The organism is Parasulfuritortus cantonensis, from assembly GCF_004337445.1.
Lineage (GTDB): Bacteria > Pseudomonadota > Gammaproteobacteria > Burkholderiales > Thiobacillaceae > Parasulfuritortus > Parasulfuritortus cantonensis.
Genome location: NZ_SJZB01000002.1, coordinates 1 through 16,056, shown reverse-complemented (window position 1 = coordinate 16,056; position 16,056 = coordinate 1). Strand labels below are relative to the sequence as shown.

18 protein-coding genes are annotated in these 16,056 nt (G+C 69.8%); all 18 read left to right on the top strand.

Features of this window, described 5'->3' with window-relative positions; all coding sequences use genetic code 11:
* Nucleotides 1–38 precede the first annotated feature (38 nt).
* Nucleotides 39–2,036: a hydrogenase 4 subunit B gene (hyfB, locus tag EZJ19_RS00685; protein WP_131444388.1), complete on the top strand. Its 1,998-nt coding sequence runs from the start codon at nt 39–41 to the stop codon at nt 2,034–2,036.
* Between the two features lie 4 nt (nt 2,037–2,040).
* Nucleotides 2,041–2,985 (top strand): respiratory chain complex I subunit 1 family protein, encoded by a 945-nt coding sequence (locus EZJ19_RS00680; RefSeq protein WP_131444387.1) that lies wholly within the window; start codon nt 2,041–2,043, stop codon nt 2,983–2,985.
* Between the two features lies 1 nt (nt 2,986).
* On the top strand, nt 2,987–3,649 hold the full coding sequence (locus EZJ19_RS00675) for a formate hydrogenlyase (protein WP_131444386.1): 663 nt from the start codon (nt 2,987–2,989) through the stop codon (nt 3,647–3,649).
* On the top strand, nt 3,650–5,101 hold the full coding sequence (locus EZJ19_RS00670) for a hydrogenase 4 subunit F (RefSeq protein ID WP_131444385.1): 1,452 nt from the start codon (nt 3,650–3,652) through the stop codon (nt 5,099–5,101). It begins immediately after the preceding gene.
* 1 nt (nt 5,102) lies between these two features.
* Nucleotides 5,103–6,629 carry a hydrogenase large subunit gene (locus EZJ19_RS00665; RefSeq protein WP_131444384.1) on the top strand — a complete coding sequence of 509 codons (1,527 nt, stop codon included), beginning with the start codon at nt 5,103–5,105 and terminating at the stop codon, nt 6,627–6,629.
* Nucleotides 6,629–7,147 carry an NADH-quinone oxidoreductase subunit B family protein gene (locus EZJ19_RS00660; RefSeq protein WP_131444383.1) on the top strand — a complete coding sequence of 173 codons (519 nt, stop codon included), beginning with the start codon at nt 6,629–6,631 and terminating at the stop codon, nt 7,145–7,147. Before EZJ19_RS00665 ends, EZJ19_RS00660 begins: the two co-directional genes overlap by 1 nt.
* Nucleotides 7,148–7,188: 41 nt before the next feature.
* The gene (locus EZJ19_RS00655; RefSeq protein WP_131444382.1) at nt 7,189–7,533 is read left to right on the top strand and encodes a DMT family protein; all 345 of its coding nucleotides are present in this window, start codon (nt 7,189–7,191) and stop codon (nt 7,531–7,533) included.
* Between the two features lie 65 nt (nt 7,534–7,598).
* The gene (glyA, locus tag EZJ19_RS00650; protein WP_131444381.1) at nt 7,599–8,846 is read left to right on the top strand and encodes a serine hydroxymethyltransferase; all 1,248 of its coding nucleotides are present in this window, start codon (nt 7,599–7,601) and stop codon (nt 8,844–8,846) included.
* 38 nt (nt 8,847–8,884) lie between these two features.
* Nucleotides 8,885–9,334, top strand: coding sequence for a transcriptional regulator NrdR (nrdR, locus tag EZJ19_RS00645; protein WP_131444380.1), 450 nt, complete (start codon nt 8,885–8,887; stop codon nt 9,332–9,334).
* Nucleotides 9,331–10,425, top strand: coding sequence for a bifunctional diaminohydroxyphosphoribosylaminopyrimidine deaminase/5-amino-6-(5-phosphoribosylamino)uracil reductase RibD (ribD, locus tag EZJ19_RS00640; RefSeq protein ID WP_131444379.1), 1,095 nt, complete (start codon nt 9,331–9,333; stop codon nt 10,423–10,425). The genes nrdR and ribD overlap by 4 nt, the downstream gene beginning before the upstream one ends.
* Nucleotides 10,426–10,462: 37 nt before the next feature.
* On the top strand, nt 10,463–11,086 hold the full coding sequence (locus EZJ19_RS00635) for a riboflavin synthase (protein ID WP_131444378.1): 624 nt from the start codon (nt 10,463–10,465) through the stop codon (nt 11,084–11,086).
* 1 nt (nt 11,087) lies between these two features.
* Complete coding sequence (gene ribBA, locus EZJ19_RS00630; protein WP_131444377.1) at nt 11,088–12,179, top strand: bifunctional 3,4-dihydroxy-2-butanone-4-phosphate synthase/GTP cyclohydrolase II; 1,092 nt, start codon at nt 11,088–11,090, stop codon at nt 12,177–12,179.
* Nucleotide 12,180: 1 nt separating this feature from the next.
* Nucleotides 12,181–12,651: a 6,7-dimethyl-8-ribityllumazine synthase gene (gene ribH, locus EZJ19_RS00625; protein WP_131444376.1), complete on the top strand. Its 471-nt coding sequence runs from the start codon at nt 12,181–12,183 to the stop codon at nt 12,649–12,651.
* Complete coding sequence (gene nusB, locus EZJ19_RS00620; protein WP_131444375.1) at nt 12,648–13,091, top strand: transcription antitermination factor NusB; 444 nt, start codon at nt 12,648–12,650, stop codon at nt 13,089–13,091. The genes ribH and nusB overlap by 4 nt, the downstream gene beginning before the upstream one ends.
* Before the next feature lie 13 nt (nt 13,092–13,104).
* Nucleotides 13,105–14,061 carry a thiamine-phosphate kinase gene (gene thiL, locus EZJ19_RS00615; protein ID WP_131444374.1) on the top strand — a complete coding sequence of 319 codons (957 nt, stop codon included), beginning with the start codon at nt 13,105–13,107 and terminating at the stop codon, nt 14,059–14,061.
* Nucleotides 14,045–14,542 carry a phosphatidylglycerophosphatase A family protein gene (locus EZJ19_RS00610; RefSeq protein WP_131444373.1) on the top strand — a complete coding sequence of 166 codons (498 nt, stop codon included), beginning with the start codon at nt 14,045–14,047 and terminating at the stop codon, nt 14,540–14,542. The genes thiL and EZJ19_RS00610 overlap by 17 nt, the downstream gene beginning before the upstream one ends.
* Nucleotides 14,530–15,036 carry a CinA family protein gene (locus EZJ19_RS00605; protein WP_131444372.1) on the top strand — a complete coding sequence of 169 codons (507 nt, stop codon included), beginning with the start codon at nt 14,530–14,532 and terminating at the stop codon, nt 15,034–15,036. The genes EZJ19_RS00610 and EZJ19_RS00605 overlap by 13 nt, the downstream gene beginning before the upstream one ends.
* 29 nt (nt 15,037–15,065) lie before the next feature.
* The coding region (gene recA / locus EZJ19_RS00600; protein ID WP_131444371.1) for a recombinase RecA at nt 15,066–16,056 on the top strand (991 nt) is incomplete at its 3' end.

Genomic DNA, 16,056 nt, shown 5'->3' with positions numbered 1-16,056 from the left:
TCCTCCCGTCCCGGCACGCCTCCATCCATGACCGAACGATGCTAGATGCGACCCCACTCGACTGGGCCTGGGGCATAGTCCTTTACTGGCTGCTCCTGGCCGGTGCCGGGCTGGCCTGCCGGCGCCACGCCCGCCTGGTCACCGGCCTGCTGTTCCCGCTCGGCGCCCTCGGCGCGCTGGCGATGGCGGCGGTCGGCCTGGCCGGCCTGGCCCTGCCGGCCGGCCACTTCGTCCTGCCCATCGGTCTGCCGGACCTGCCCTTCCATCTGCGCCTGGACGCCCTGTCCGGGGTCTTCCTGGCCCTGCTCGGGGCCGCCGCGTTCGGCGTCACGGTGTATGGCGCGGGGTACTTCCGCAGCATGGAGGCGGGTCCGCTGGCGCTCCTCGCGCTCTGGTACCACCTGTTCCTGGCCGGCATGGCCCTGGTGCTCCTGGCCGACGACGCCTACGCCTTCATGGTGGCCTGGGAACTGATGGCGCTGTCGTCCTACTTCCTGGTCACCACCGACCACAAGGTCCCGGTCATCCGCAAGGCCGGCTTCCTCTACCTGCTCATCGCCCACGTCGGCGCCGTGGCCCTGCTGCTCTGCTTCGGCGTCCTCCAGGGCGGCCATGGCGCCTATACCTTCGACTACATGCGGTCTGCCGCACTGACGCCGTTCTGGGCCTCGGCGGCCTTCCTGCTCGCCCTCTTCGGCTTCGGCGCCAAGGCCGGCCTGGTGCCGCTGCACGTCTGGCTGCCCGAGGCGCACCCGGCGGCCCCCTCGCCGGTGTCGGCGCTGATGTCCGGGGTGATGCTGAAGACCGCCGTCTACGGCCTGCTCCGGGTCACCTTCGACCTGCTCAACGTCCAGCTCGCCTGGTGGGGCAGCCTGGCCATCGCGCTGGGCCTCCTGACCGCCCTGTACGGCGTCGTCTTCGCCGCCGTGCAATCGGACATGAAGCGCCTGCTGGCCTGGTCGTCGATCGAGAACGTCGGCATCATCCTGGCCGGCTTCGGCCTCACCGTGATCTTCTACGCCGACGGCAAGGGCGGCCTGGCCGCGCTCACCCTGACCGCGCTGCTCTACCACGCGGTCAACCACGCCTTCTTCAAGGGCCTGCTGTTCGTCGGCACCGGCTCGGTACTGCATTCGACCGGGGTGCGCCACATGGGCGCCCTGGGCGGCCTGATCCGCTTCATGCCCTGGACCGCCTGGCTGACCCTGGTCGGCGTGCTCGCCATCGCCGGCCTGCCGCCGCTCAACGGCTTCGTCTCGGAATGGCTGCTCCTGCAGGCCTTCCTGCTCACCCCCGGCCTGAGCCACCAATACCTCAACATGATCATCCCGGTGGCCGCCGCCGCCGTCGCCCTGGCCGCCGCCCTGGCCGCCTACGTGATGGTGAAGTTCTACGGCGTCGTCTTCCTCGGCCAGCCGCGTGCCGAGAACCTGCGCCACGCCCACGACGCCGGCTGGCCGGAACGCCTGGGCATGGCCTGGCTGGCGGCCGGCTGCGTCCTGCTCGGCCTGTTCCCCTCGGTGGTGATCGGCTGGCTGGCGCCGGTGACCCGCCTGCTGCTCAGCCAGACCCTGGTCAACGACGGCAACTGGCTGATGCTGGCGCCGGTCTCGGCCGAGCGGGCCAGCTACGCGCCGGTGGTGTTCTTCCTGGTCGTGGTGGCCATCACCCTGGTCGTGTTCTTCGGCGTCAAGCGCGTCTACCACGGCCGCACCCGGCGTGCCGCCCCCTGGGACTGCGGCTTCCCCGAGCAGGACGCCCGCATGCAGGACAGCGCCGAGGGCTTCGGCCAGCCGATCCGGCAGATATTCTCGGTGTTCATGCGCGTCGAGCGCGAGACGCCGGACCCGTTCGACGCCCAGCCGCGCTACCGCGGCGACAGCCGCGACAAGGTCTGGCTGCTCGCCTACCAGCCCATCGCCGACCTGGTCGCCTGGCTGTCGGCGCAGGCCGGCCGGCTGCAGCACGGCAGCATCCAGTGGTACCTGATCTACAGCTTCGCCACGCTGATCTTCCTGCTTGTATTCACGCGCTGAGACCATGACCGCCGGCCTAATCCTGCAAACCTTCCAGACCGTCCTGGCGATCCTGCTGGCGCCGCTCCTGATGGGCTGGGTCAACCAGTGTCGGGCCTGGCTGCAGGGCCGCGCGGCGCCGCCGCTGACGCAGCCCTACCGGGTCATCCGCAAGCTGTTCCACAAGGATGCCGTGCTCGCCCACGACGCCGGCCCGCTGTTCCGCTTCGCGCCCTACATCCTGTTCGCCTGCATGGCCCTGGCCGCCGGCATCGTGCCGACCATCGCCAACGACCTGCCCTTCTCGCCCGCCGCCGACGTCATCGCCCTGGTCGGCCTGTTCGCCCTGGCCCGGGTGTTCCTGGCCCTGGCGGCCATGGACATCGGCACCGCGTTCGGCACCCTGGGCGCCCGCCGCGAGATGCTCATCTCCTTCCTGGCCGAGCCGGCCCTGCTCATGGTGTTCTTCACCGCCAGCCTGATCTCGCACTCGACCGAATTGCCGGTGATCGTCGAGACCCTGGCGCACAAGGAATTCGTCATCTACCCGAGCATGGCCTTCGCGGCGGTGGCGTTCTGGATGGTGTCGACGGCGGAGAACGCCCGCATCCCGATCGACAACCCCACCACCCACCTGGAACTGACCATGATCCACGAGGCCATGATCCTGGAATACTCGGCCCGCCACCTGGCCCTGATCGAGTGGGCGGTGGCCCTCAAGCTGTTCGTCTACTCGGCCCTCGGCATCGCCCTGTTCGTGCCCTGGGGCATCGCCCCGGCCGGCGACCTGGCGGCCCTGCCGCTCGCCATCCTGGCCCTGCTCGCCAAGATGCTGGCGGGGGGCGCCGGCCTGGCCGTGCTGGAGACCCTGTCGGCCAAGATGCGCCTGTTCCGCGCCCCCGAGTTCCTCGGCACCGCCTTCATGCTGGCCGTGCTGGGCATGCTCACCCACTTCCTGCTGGAGGCCTGACGTGAACCTCAGCTTCCACCTGCAGGTCATCAACCTGCTCGCCGCGCTCCTGCTCCTGATCTCCTTCGCCATGCTGTCGCAGCGCCGCGTGGTCGGCCTGGTCACCCTGTTCGCCTGGCAGGGCGCCGCCCTGGCCGCGTCCACCGCCCTGGTCGCCTGGTCGACCGGCCAGCACCACCTGTACTGGTCGGCGGCCCTGACCCTGGCCCTGAAGGTGGTCGCCATGCCCTGGTTCTTCTACCGCCTGGTCAGGAAGCTGGACATCAACCGCGAGGTCGAGGCGGTGCTTAACATTCCGACCACCATGCTGATCGGCATCGCCCTGGTCATCTTCGCCTTCAACCTGGCCCTGCCGATCTCGCAGATGGCCGGCACGGTGACCCGCTCGACCTTGGGCATCGCCATGGCCTGCGTGCTGCTCGCCTTCCTGATGATGATTACCCGGCGCAAGGCGATCACCCAGGTGATCGGCTTCCTGGCCATGGAGAACGGCCTCTTCTTCGCCGCCACCAGCGCCTCCTACGGCATGCCCCTGGTGGTCGAGATGGGCGTCGCCCTGGACGTCCTGGTCGGCGTCTTCGTGCTCGGCATCTTCTTCTTCCAGATCCGCGAGACCTTCGACTCGCTCGACCTCAAGCACATGGAAAGGCTGAAAGAGCGCTAAATGGAAATCTACTGGGTACTCGGCATCCCGCTCGCCGGCGGCCTGTTCCTGGCCGCCTGGGGCAACCGCGCCCGGGCGCCGGAACTGAACGCCCTGTTCAGCCTGGCCACCCTGGCGGCGGCCGCGGCCCTGACCATGCGCATCGTCGCCGAGGGCCCGATCATGGTCGGCGACGGCTGGTTCTTCATCGACTCGTTCAACGTCTTCCTGGTCGCCCTGACCGCCTTCGTGGCCTTCACCACGGCGCTCTTCTCGCGCCCCTACATGCGCATCGAGAAGGACCACGGCCGTCTCAACGACGCCCGCCTGCGCCTCTACCACAGCAGCTACCAGATCTTCATCGGCGCCATGCTGCTGGCGCTCACCACCAACAACATGGGCATCCTCTGGGTGTCCATGGAGGCGGCCACCCTGGCCACCGTGCTGCTGGTCTCCCTGTACCGCACCCCGGCCTCCCTGGAGGCGGCCTGGAAGTACTTCATCCTGTGCGGCGTCGGCATCGCCCAGGCCCTGTTCGGCACCATCCTGCTCTATTTCGCGGCCGAGAAGATCCTCGGCTCGGGCGGCACCGCCCTGCTCTGGACCCACCTGAACGGGGTCAAGGAGCAGCTCGAACCGACCGTGCTGCAGCTCGCCTTCGTCTTCCTGCTGGTCGGCTACGGCACCAAGGTCGGCCTCGCCCCCCTGCACAACTGGCTGCCGGACGCCCACGCCGAGGGCCCGACGCCGGTCTCGGCGGTGCTCTCCGGCCTCCTGCTCAACGTCGCCCTGTACGCCGTCATGCGCTCCAAGGTGCTGGTCGACGGCGCCCTCGGCAACGACATGGCCGGCAACCTGATGATGGGCTTCGGCCTCCTCTCGGTGGTCCTGGCGGCCTTCCTGATCAAGCGCCAGACCGACGTCAAGCGCATGTTCGCCTACTCGTCCATCGAGCACATGGGCCTGATCACCTTCGCCTTCGGCATGGGCGGCCCGGTCGCCAGCTTCGCCGGCCTGCTGCACATGACCATGCATTCGCTGACCAAGTCGGCCATCTTCTTCGCCGTCGGCCATGCCACCCAGAAGGCCGGCACCCAGGCCATGGACAGCATCCGCGGCCTGATCCGGACCAACCCGACCATCGGCTGGGGCCTCATGCTCGGCACCGTGGCGATCCTGGGGGTGCCGCCGTTCGGGGTGTTCGCGAGCGAGTTCCTGATGATCACCACGGCGATGCACGAGCACCCCTGGGCGACGCCCTTCCTGCTCACCGCGCTCGGGGTCGCCTTCGCCGCCATCTTCGGCAAGGTCCAGCCCATGGTGTTCGGCGAGACCGAGCTGCCCCGCCTGCCGCACCAGCCGGCCCTGGCGCCGGTCTTCGTGCACCTGGGCCTGGTCCTGATGCTGGGCCTGTTCATCCCGCCCTACCTGGCCGATTGGTACCGCCAGGCCGCGGCGTTGCTGGGGGGCTGACATGAGCGCCTTCGACAGCCTGAACCCGCAGGCGATCGGCAAGCATCTCTGGCGCCTGCGCCTGGCCGCGGCCCAACTGCCCGGCCTGGCCGAGGCGGTCAGGGAGGACGGCGGCCAGCTGGTCGCCCTGTGGGGTTCGGACGACCGCCACCTGGGCGCCGGCTACGCCGTGCACGTGGTCTTCCTGGCCGCCCGCGGGCTGGTCTGGGTGAGCGCCGGCCTGGCCGCCGAGGCGCCCGCCTATCCGGACCTGGCCGCGGTATTCCCGCAGGCCGGGCGCATGCAGCGTGCCACCTGGGACCTGCTCGGCATCCGCGCCGAGGGCGCCGCCGACGGCCGCAAATGGCTGCGCCACGGGGCTTGGCCGGCCGATGCCCACCCGCTGCGCAAGGACTACGCCGGCGAGCCGGTGCGCGAGACCGACGCCTATCCGTTCGTCCGGGTCGCCGGCGACGGCGTCCACGAGATCCCGGTCGGGCCCATCCACGCCGGGGTCATCGAGCCCGGCCACTTCCGCTTCTCCATCATCGGCGAGCGCGTGCTCAAGCTGGAGGAGCGCCTGGGCTACACCCACAAGGGCATCGAGAAGCGCTTCGAGGGCATGGACCCGGACACCGGTGCCCGCCTGGCCGGGCGCGTGTCGGGCGACTCCCACGTCGCCTACGCCTGGGCCTACTGCATGGCGGTCGAGGCCGCCACCGGCGCGCAGGTGCCAGAGCGCGCGCTCTGGCTGCGCGCCCTGTTCCTGGAGATCGAGCGGGTCGCCAACCACCTGGGCGACCTGGGCTACCTGGGCAACGACGTCGCCCTGTCGTTCGGGCTGAACCAGTTCTGGCGCCTCAAGGAAGAGTGGCTGCGCCTGAGCGAGGCGCTGTTCGGCCACCGCTACCTGTTCGACCGCGTCGTCCCGGGCGGCGTCGCGGCCGACCTCGTGGGCGGCTCCGCGCTGGCCGAGTACTGCCTGGCCGTGGCCGACGAGGTGCGCGAGCTGAAGGCCGTCTACGACGAACACGCCGGCCTCCAGGACCGCTTCGCCAACACCGGCATCTGCGCGCCCGAGCTGGCCGCGCGCCTGGGCCTGACCGGCCTCGCGGGGCGCGCCAGCGCGCAGGCCTGGGATGCCCGCGTGCAGTTCCCGCAGTTCCCCTACGACGGCCTCGAGGTCAACATGGCGACCCACCGGCGGGGCGACGTCCTGGCGCGCGCCGAGGTCCGCTTCGCCGAGCTGTTCGAGTCCCTGCGCCTGATCGCCGAGATCATCGCCGGCATGCAGGAGGGGGCGCTGCGCGCCGACCTGCCGCAGGTGACGGCCCCCTGCGAGGGTATCGGCTGGGTCGAGGGCTGGCGCGGCGAGATCGTCGTGGCCGTGCGCCTGGGCGCCGACGGGCGCCTCGACCGCGTCCACCCGCACGACCCCTCCTGGCGCAACTGGCCGCTCCTGGAGACCAGCACCCTGGGCAACATCGTTCCGGACTTCCCGGTCATCAACAAGTCGTTCAACCTCAGCTACTCCGGGCAGGATCTGTAATGGCCGCGCACCTGATACTGCAGAAGATACTCAAGACCGGCCGGGTGTCGGAGCCGGCGCCCGCGGCCGACCCGGCCCTGCGCACGCGCGTCCAGGCGTTGCAGGCCGAGATCCTGCGGGTGTTCGGCCAGGCGGTGGCGGTCCGCCACGTCGACGCCGGCTCCTGCAACGGCTGCGAACTGGAGATCCACGCCCTCAACGCGCCCCAGTACAACATCGAGGGCCTGGGCGTGAAGTTCGCCGCCAGTCCGCGCCACGTCGACGTCCTGCTGGTCACGGGGCCGGTGTCGCGCAACCTGGAGACGGCGCTCAAGCGCACCTACGAGGCTACGCCAGAACCGAAATGGGTGGTGGCGATGGGCGATTGCGGCTGCACCGGCGGGCTGTTCGGCGCCAGCTACGCCGCCTGCGGCCGGGTCGCCGACGTGATTCCGGTCGACGTCGAGGTGCCCGGCTGTCCGCCCACCCCGACCGCCCTGCTGCAGGGCATCCTGGCCGCGGTGAGCGGCGGCCGCTGAGCCGTATCCGGCGCCCGGGCGCCTGTGTATGATCGGCGGCCGTGAACGCCATCATCCTGAAGACCGTCTTCCTCCTGGTCCTGTCGAATTTCTTCATGACCATGGCCTGGTACGCCCATCTCAAGAACCTGGCCGACCGGCCCTGGTGGCTCGCCGCCCTGGCCAGCTGGGGCATCGCCCTGTTCGAATACCTGATCCAGGTGCCGGCCAACCGGATCGGCTACACCATGCTCAGCCTGCCCCAGCTCAAGATCATCCAGGAGGTGGTCACCCTGTCGGTGTTCGTGCCCTTCGCGGTCTACTACATGCACGAGCCGGTCAAGCTGGACTTCCTGTGGGCCGGGCTGTGCCTGCTCGGCGCGGTCTACTTCATATTCCGATCCTGAGCAATCGCCATTGCATCGCCGGCAAGGTAGAATCCCGCCTTTGATTTTTCGGGTTTTTTATCGCCATGTTCGCCGCCGACCATACCATCAAGAATACCGACCCCGAACTCTGGGCCGCCATCCAGGGCGAGGCCAAGCGCCAGGAAGACCATATCGAGCTGATCGCCTCGGAGAACTACACCAGCCCGGCGGTCATGGAGGCCCAGGGTTCCTGCCTGACCAACAAGTATGCCGAGGGCTATCCCGGCAAGCGCTACTACGGCGGCTGCGAGTGGGTCGACCAGGTCGAGCAACTGGCCATCGACCGGGTCAAGAAGCTGTTCGGCGCCGAGGCCGCCAACGTCCAGCCGAACTCCGGCTCGCAGGCCAACCAGGCGGTGTTCATGGCCTTCTGCAAGCCGGGCGACACCATCATGGGCATGAGCCTGGCGGAAGGCGGCCACCTCACCCACGGCATGGCCCTGAACATGTCCGGCAAGTGGTTCAACGTGGTCGCCTACGGCCTCGACAAGAACGAGAACATCGATTACGACGCCATGGAGGCCAAGGCGCGCGAGCACAAGCCGAAGCTGATCATCGCCGGCGCCTCCGCCTTCGCCCTGCGCATCGATTTCGCCCGCTTCGCCAAGATCGCCAAGGAAGTCGGCGCCATCTTCATGGTCGACATGGCCCACTATGCCGGCCTGATCGCCGCCGGGGTTTACCCGAACCCGGTGCCGCACGCCGACGTCGTCACCTCGACCACCCACAAGACCCTGCGCGGCCCGCGCGGCGGCATCATCCTGATGAAGGCCGAACACGAGAAGGCGATCAACTCCGCCATCTTCCCGGGCCTCCAGGGCGGCCCGCTCGAGCACGTCATCGCCGGCAAGGCGGTGGCCTTCAAGGAGGCCGCGTCGAAGGAATTCAAGCACTACCAGGAACAGGTCTGCGCCAACGCCATCGTCATGGCCAAGGTCCTCCAGGAACGGGGTCTGCGCATCGTCTCCGGCCACACCGAGAGCCACGTCTTCCTGGTCGACCTGCAGGCCAAGGGCCTGACCGGCAAGGAGGCCGAGGCGGTCCTCGGCCGGGCCCACATCACGGTCAACAAGAACGCCATCCCGAACGACCCGCAGAAGCCCTTCGTGACCTCGGGCATCCGCATCGGCACCCCGGCCATGACCACGCGCGGCTTCAAGGAGCGCGAGGCCGAGGCCCTGGCGCACCTGATCGCCGACGTCCTCGACGCGCCCGCCGACGAGGCGGTGATCGCGCGCGTCGCGGCCGAGGCCCAGAAGCTGTGCGCCAAGTTCCCGGTCTACGCCAGGTGAGAGGGTAGGGGCGCGGCGTACCGCGCCCCCGGCATGCCATGAAGTGCCCGTTCTGCGGCGCCGCCGATACCCAGGTCATCGAGACCCGACTGTCCGAGGACGGCGCCACCATACGCCGGCGCCGGCGCTGCCAGGCTTGCGAGAAGCGTTTCACGACCTTCGAGACGGCCGACATCCGGCTGCCCCAGGTGGTCAAGGCCAACGGCATCCGCGAGGACTTCAAGGCCGACAAGCTGCGCGAGGGCTTCCTGCGCGCCCTGCACAAGCGGCCGGTGCCGGCCGAGTTGATGGACGAGGCGATCGAAGGCATCCGCCAGAAGCTGCTCAGCCTCGGCGAACGGGAAATCCCCTCGCGCGAGCTGGGCGAGATGGTCATGAACGCCCTGCGCAAGCTCGACAAGGTCGCCTACATCCGCTTCGCCTCCGTCTACCGCAGCTTCCAGGACGTCGACGATTTCCGCGACGTCATCAACGACCTCGACAAATGAGTTTTTCGGCCGCCGATCACGGCTACATGGCGCGCGCCATCCGCCTGGCCGAGCAGGGCCTGACCACGGCGACGCCGAATCCCCGGGTCGGCTGCGTCCTGGTCCGGGCCGGCGAGGTGGTCGGCGAGGGCTGGCACGAGCGTGCCGGCGAGCCGCATGCCGAGGTGCACGCCCTGCGCGCGGCCGGCGAGCGGGCGCGCGGCGCCACGGCCTACGTGTCCCTGGAGCCGTGCAGTCATCACGGCCGCACGCCGCCCTGCGCCAATTCCCTGATCGACGCCGGCGTGGCCCGCGTGGTCGCCGCCATGACCGATCCCAACCCCCAGGTGGCCGGTCGCGGCATCCAGCTGCTCACCCTGGCCGGCGTCCGGGCCGAGGTCGGCCTGCTCGAGGCCGAGGCACGGGAGCTCAACGTCGGCTTCGTCTCCCGCATGACTCGCGGCCGGCCCTGGCTGCGCCTGAAGACCGCCGCGACGCTGGACGGCAAGACCGCCCTGGAGAACGGCGAGTCGAAATGGCTGACCGGCCCGGCGGCGCGCCAGGACGTGCAGCGCTGGCGCGCCCGCGCCTGCGCCGTCCTGACCGGTTCCGGGACCGTCCTGGCCGACGACCCGCAGATGAACGTGCGCCTGCCGGGCGCGTCCAGGCAGCCCCTGCGGGTGATCGTCGACAGCCGCCTCGCCACCCCGCCCGATGCCCGCATCCTGGCCGGCGGCCGGGTGCTGGTCGCCTGCGCGGCTGCCGAGCCGGATCGGCGCGCGGTACTCGAGGCGGCCGGCGCCGAAGTGGTCTGCCTGCCCGCGGCCGGCGGCCGGGTCGACCTCGCCGCCCTGATGGCGGAACTGGGCCGGCGCGGCGTCAACGAGTTGCACGGCGAGGCCGGCGCGACGCTGAACGGCGCGTTGCTCGAGGCCGGCCTGGTCGACGAATGGCTGGCCTATTTCGCGCCGCTGGTGCTCGGCCACCATGCCCGCGGCCTGTTCGATCTGCCGGCATTGACCGACATGGCCGGCCGGCGCGGCTTCGCCCTGCGCGATGCCGGCCTGGTCGGCGGCGATCTGCGTTTGGTGCTGCGGCCGACCAGCACGTAAAATGCTACCCCTTTTGCTGAACTGACCGAGCCCGCACATGTTTACCGGCATCATCCAGGCCGTTGGCCACATCCACTCGCTTACCGAGAAGGGCGGCGGCGACGCCCGCGTGACGATCAACGGCGGCGGGTTGAGCCTGAGCGACGTCGCGCCCGGCGACTCCATCGCCTGCAACGGCGTCTGCCTGACCGTCGTGGAACGCAGCGCCGAGCAGTTCTCGGTCGACGTCTCCCAGGAGACCTTCAACTGCACCATCGGCTTCACGCCGGGCGAGGCGATCAACCTGGAGAAGGCCTTGCGCGTCTCCGACCACCTGGGCGGCCACATCGTCTCCGGCCATGTCGACGGGGTCGGCGAGGTGATCCATTTCGCGCCGGTCGCCAGCGACGCCGAGGACGCCAGCTGGCACCTCGAGATTCGCGCCCCGGGCAGCCTCGGCCGCTACATGGCGGTCAAGGGTTCGGTGGCGGTGAACGGCGTCTCGCTGACCGTCAACACGGTGCAGGGCAACGACTTCTCCATCAACCTCATCCCGCACACCCTGGAAAACACCATGCTGCGCCACCTCAAGGTGGGCGCCAAGGTGAACCTGGAGGCCGACATGCTGGCCCGCTACGCCGAGCGCCTGCTCGCCTACGCGCAAGAGACGAACAAGGACTGACATGACCCTGGCAAGCACTGAAGAGATCGTCGCCGAGCTGAAGGCCGGCCGCATGGTCATCCTGGTCGACGAGGAGGACCGCGAGAACGAGGGCGACCTGGTGATGGCGGCCGAGCACGTCACGCCCGAGGCGATCAATTTCATGACCAAGTACGCCCGCGGCCTGGTCTGCCTGACCCTGACCCCGGCCCGCTGCGAGCAGCTGGGCCTGAAGCAGATGGTGAGCGACAACCAGACCCCGCACGGCACCGCCTTCACGGTCTCCATCGAGGCGGCCGAGGGCGTCACCACCGGCATCTCGGCGGCCGACCGGGCCTGCACGATCGTGGCGGCGGTGAACCGGGAGGCGCGTCCGTCCGACATCATCCAGCCGGGCCACATCTTCCCGCTGCGCGCCCAGGAGGGCGGCGTGCTGGTACGGGCCGGGCACACCGAGGCGGGCTGCGACCTGGCCGCCATGGCCGGCCTGGAGCCGGCGGCGGCGATCTGCGAGATCATGAACGAGGACGGCTCCATGGCGCGCCTGCCCGACCTGGTCGAGTTCGCCAAGGTGCACGACCTGAAGATCGGCACCATCGCCGACCTGATCCACTACCGCGCCGCCAACGAGCGCCTGGTCAGCCGGGTCGGACAGCGCGAGATCGAGACCCCATACGGCCCCTTCACCATGGTGGTCTACCAGGACAAGATCGGCCAGGCCACCCATCTGGCCCTGACCCGCGGCGCGATCACGCCCGACAGCGAGACCCTGGTGCGGGTGCACGAACCGGTGTCCCTGATCGACGTCCTCGACGCCGGGGCCGCCAGCCACACCTATTCGGTGCCGAACGCGCTCCGCATCGTCGCCGAGGCCGGCAAGGGCGTCATCGTCCTCCTGCACCGGCCGGAATCGGCGGGCGAGCTGGCCGCCCGCGCGCTGGCCGCCGGCGAGGCCGCCCCGGCCCGCAAGTTCGACCTGCGCAATTACGGCACCGGCGCCCAGATCCTGCGCGACCTCGGGGTCGCCAAGATGCGTCTGCTGGCGACGCCGCGCAAGATGCCGGCCATGGACGGCTTCGGCCTGGAAGTGACCGGCTACTACGAGGACCGATGACATGGCCGAGCGTATCGTCAACATCGCCGAGATCGAGGCCGCCCTGGATGGCAAGGGCCTGCGCATCGGCATCGCCATCACGCAGTGGAACACGGAAATCTGCGACGGCCTGCTGTCCGCCGCCACGGCAACCCTGGCCAAGGTCGGGGTGAACGAGCAGGACATCGTCCTGGTCACCGTGCCGGGCGCCCTCGAGCTGCCGCTGGCCCTGCAGAAGATGGCGCGTTCGGGCAAGTTCGACGCCCTGATCGCCATCGGTGCGGTCATCCGCGGCGACACCTACCACTTCGAGATCGTCTCCAACGAGATGGCGGCGGGCATCACCCGGGTCCAACTCGACACCGGGGTACCCATCGGCAACGCCGTGCTGACCACCGAGAACGAGCACCAGGCGGTCGCCCGCATGACCGAGAAGGGACGCGACGTGGCCCACTGCGCGGTCCACATGGCGCGTCTGCTGAGCAACCTATGAGCAAGAAGCGCGGCAACCGCCGCATCTCCCGCGAACTGGCCCTGCGCGCCCTGTACCAGTGGCAACTGACCGGCGACGACCTGGCACGCCTGCTGGTCCAGGCCGAAGAGGCGGAGGAGTACCCGGAGGCCAACGCCGGCTTCCTCGAGACGCTGCTGGACGGCGTCCTGGCCGAGGCGGCGACGCTCGACCAGGCCCTGGCCGCGCACCTGGATCGCCCGGCCGACCAGCTTTCGCCGATCGAGCACGCCATCCTCCTGATCGGTGCCTACGAACTCAGCCACAGCCTGGACGTGCCCTACAAGGTCGCCATCAACGAGGCGGTCAACCTGGCCAAGGCCTACGGCGGCACGGATGGCCACAAGTACGTCAACGGCGTGCTCGACAAGCTGGCCCGGGTGGTGCGCCGGATCGAGATCGAGGCGGCGGCGAAGGCCTAGTCGGGTCCCGGCGATGGCCTCCGAATTCGACCTCATCGCCCGCTATTTCGACCGTCCGGCGGCGCATGCCGTCCTCGGCGTCGGCGACGACGCCGCCCTGATCCGGCCCGGCCCGGGGCTGGACCTCGCGGTCTCGGCCGACATGCTGGTGGCCGGCCGGCATTTCTTCCCGGACGCCGACCCGGCGCAACTGGGCCACAAGGCCCTGGCCGTGAACCTGTCCGACCTCGCCGCCATGGCGGCGACGCCGCGCTGGGCCTTGCTTTCGGTGGCCCTGCCGGAGGCGGACGAGGCCTGGCTGGCCGGCTTCGCGCGCGGTTTCTTCGGTCTCGCCGAGCGCTACGGGGTCGACCTGGTCGGCGGCGACACCACGCGCGGTCCGCTCAACCTGAGCGTCACCATCCTCGGCGAGGTGCCGGCCGGCCAAGCCCTGCGCCGGGACGGCGCCCGGGTCGGCGACGACCTCTGGGTGTCCGGGGAACTGGGCGGCGCGGCCCTCGGACTGCGCCACCTGCAGGGCCAACTGCGGCTGGCCGAAGCGGAGGCGGCCGCCTGCCTGGAACGGCTGCACGCGCCGGAGCCGCGGGTCGCCCTCGGCCGGGCCCTGGCCGGGCTGGCCAACAGTGCCATCGACGTCTCCGACGGCCTGCTCGGCGACCTCGGCCACATACTGGAGCGCTCCCGCCTGGGCGCCGAGATCGAGCTCGCCGCCCTGCCGGTACCGGCGGTACTGGCGGCGCGCCTGCCGGCCCCGCTCGCCCTGGCCTGCCTGCTGGCCGGCGGCGACGACTACGAACTCTGTTTCAGCGCGCCGCCCGGCCGGCGCGCGGCCGTTCAGGCCGCCGCCCACTCGGTCGGCGTCGCGGTCAGCCGGATCGGCCATATCGGCGCCGAGCCGGGGCTGCGTGTGCGGCGTCCGGACGGCGGCCTGCTCGACATGGAGGTGACCGGCTTTGACCACTTCGCCTGAACCGGGCCGGCCGGACTGGCCGTTCGCCCTGGCCCATCCGGCCCATTTCCTCGCCCTCGGCTTCGGGTCCGGGCTGGCGCCCAAGGCGCCCGGCACGGCCGGCACCCTGGCCGCGCTGCCGATCTATGTCCTCATGCACGGGCTGAGCGCGCCGGTCTACTGGGCCGCCGTCGCCCTGTTCATGGTCGCCGGCGTCTGGATCTGCGGACGCACGGGCCGCGACCTGGGGGTGCACGACCACGGCGGCATCGTCTGGGACGAGATCGCCGCCTTCCTGGCCGTCCTGCCCTTCGCGCCGGCCGTCTGGTGGGGCTATCTACTGGCCTTCGCGCTGTTCCGCCTGTTCGACATCTGGAAGCCGTTCCCGATCGCCTGGTTCGACGCCCGGGTGCCGGGCGGCCTGGGCGTCATGCTCGACGACGTCCTGGCGGCGGGGTACGCCGTGCTCTGCCTGATGGCGGTGTCGGCATGGCTGACCTGAACCAGGAAGCCCTGGAGGGCCTGGCCGCCGAACTGGGCGCCGTGCTCCTCGCGCGCGGCATGATGCTGGCCGTGGCGGAGTCCTGCACCGGCGGCTGGGCGGCGCAGGCGGTGACGGCGCTGGCCGGCAGCTCGGTCTGGTTCGAGCGCGGTTTCGTGACCTACAGCAACCAGGCCAAGATGGACATGCTGGGCGTGGCGGCGGCCACCCTGGAGCGCCATGGCGCGGTCAGCGAGGCGACCGCGCGCGAGATGGCGCTCGGCGCCCTGGCCCACAGCCGGGCCGAGGCCGCGTTCGCCATCAGCGGCATCGCCGGGCCGGGCGGAGGCTCAGATTCCAAGCCTGTGGGTACGGTATGTTTCGCCTGGGCCACGGCCGCGGGGCCGGTGCGCGCGACGACCTGCCGGTTCGCCGGCGACCGCCGCCAGGTGCGCATGCAGGCGGTGGCATATGCCTTTCGTGAGATGCGGGCGGTATTGGTGGCTATGCCATAATCGGCCGATTGAATTTGGAGAATAAAGACATGGACGACAACAAGAGCAAGGCCCTGGCGGCCGCGCTTTCGCAGATCGAGAAGCAGTTCGGCAAGGGCTCCATCATGAAGATGGGCGACGGCAGCATCGCCGAGGACCTGCAGGTGGTGTCGACCGGTTCCCTGGGCCTGGACGTCGCCCTGGGCGTGGGCGGCCTGCCGCGCGGCCGGGTGGTCGAGATCTACGGTCCGGAATCCTCGGGCAAGACCACGCTGACCCTGCAGGTGATCGCCGAGATGCAGAAGCTGGGCGGTACCGCCGCCTTCATCGACGCCGAGCATGCGCTCGACCCCGTCTACGCCCAGAAGCTCGGCGTCAACATCGCCGACCTGCTCATCTCCCAGCCGGACACCGGCGAGCAGGCCCTGGAGATCGCCGACATGCTGGTGCGTTCCAGCGCGGTCGACGTCATCGTCATCGACTCGGTGGCGGCGCTCACCCCGAAGGCGGAAATCGAAGGCGAGATGGGCGACTCCCACGTCGGCCTGCAGGCCCGCCTGATGAGCCAGGCCCTGCGCAAGCTGACCGCCAACATCAAGCGCACCAATACGCTGGTCATCTTCATCAACCAGATCCGCATGAAGATCGGCGTCATGTTCGGCAACCCGGAGACCACCACCGGCGGCAACGCGCTCAAGTTCTACGCCTCGGTGCGTCTGGACATCCGGCGCATCGGCGCGATCAAGAAGGGCGACGAGGTGGTCGGTTCGGAGACCCGCGTCAAGGTGGTCAAGAACAAGGTGGCGCCGCCGTTCAAGGAGGCCCTGTTCGACATCCTGTACGGCGAGGGGATTTCCCGCGAGGGCGAGATCATCGAGCTGGGCGTGGCCCACAAGTTGGTGGACAAGTCGGGTGCCTGGTACGCCTACCAGGGCGAGAAGATCGGCCAGGGCAAGGACAACGCGCGTGAATTCCTGAAGTCGCACCCGGACATCGCCGCCGAGGTCGAGGCGCAGATTCGCGAACGGCTGGGCGTCAAGC

Excerpts from the sequence above, each read along its gene's own strand:
- nusB (WP_131444375.1), top strand. The coding sequence starts at position 12,648 with ATGAGCAAGAAGCGCGGCAACCGCCGCATCTCCCGCGAACTGGCCCTG.
- ribBA (WP_131444377.1), top strand. The coding sequence starts at position 11,088 with ATGACCCTGGCAAGCACTGAAGAGATCGTCGCCGAGCTGAAGGCCGGC.
- EZJ19_RS00670 (WP_131444385.1), top strand. The coding sequence starts at position 3,650 with ATGGAAATCTACTGGGTACTCGGCATCCCGCTCGCCGGCGGCCTGTTC.
- hyfB (WP_131444388.1), top strand. The coding sequence starts at position 39 with ATGCTAGATGCGACCCCACTCGACTGGGCCTGGGGCATAGTCCTTTAC.
- EZJ19_RS00635 (WP_131444378.1), top strand. The coding sequence starts at position 10,463 with ATGTTTACCGGCATCATCCAGGCCGTTGGCCACATCCACTCGCTTACC.
- EZJ19_RS00660 (WP_131444383.1), top strand. The coding sequence starts at position 6,629 with ATGGCCGCGCACCTGATACTGCAGAAGATACTCAAGACCGGCCGGGTG.
- ribD (WP_131444379.1), top strand. The coding sequence starts at position 9,331 with ATGAGTTTTTCGGCCGCCGATCACGGCTACATGGCGCGCGCCATCCGC.
- EZJ19_RS00605 (WP_131444372.1), top strand. The coding sequence starts at position 14,530 with ATGGCTGACCTGAACCAGGAAGCCCTGGAGGGCCTGGCCGCCGAACTG.
- ribH (WP_131444376.1), top strand. The coding sequence starts at position 12,181 with ATGGCCGAGCGTATCGTCAACATCGCCGAGATCGAGGCCGCCCTGGAT.
- thiL (WP_131444374.1), top strand. The coding sequence starts at position 13,105 with ATGGCCTCCGAATTCGACCTCATCGCCCGCTATTTCGACCGTCCGGCG.
- EZJ19_RS00680 (WP_131444387.1), top strand. The coding sequence starts at position 2,041 with ATGACCGCCGGCCTAATCCTGCAAACCTTCCAGACCGTCCTGGCGATC.
- EZJ19_RS00665 (WP_131444384.1), top strand. The coding sequence starts at position 5,103 with ATGAGCGCCTTCGACAGCCTGAACCCGCAGGCGATCGGCAAGCATCTC.
- glyA (WP_131444381.1), top strand. The coding sequence starts at position 7,599 with ATGTTCGCCGCCGACCATACCATCAAGAATACCGACCCCGAACTCTGG.
- nrdR (WP_131444380.1), top strand. The coding sequence starts at position 8,885 with ATGAAGTGCCCGTTCTGCGGCGCCGCCGATACCCAGGTCATCGAGACC.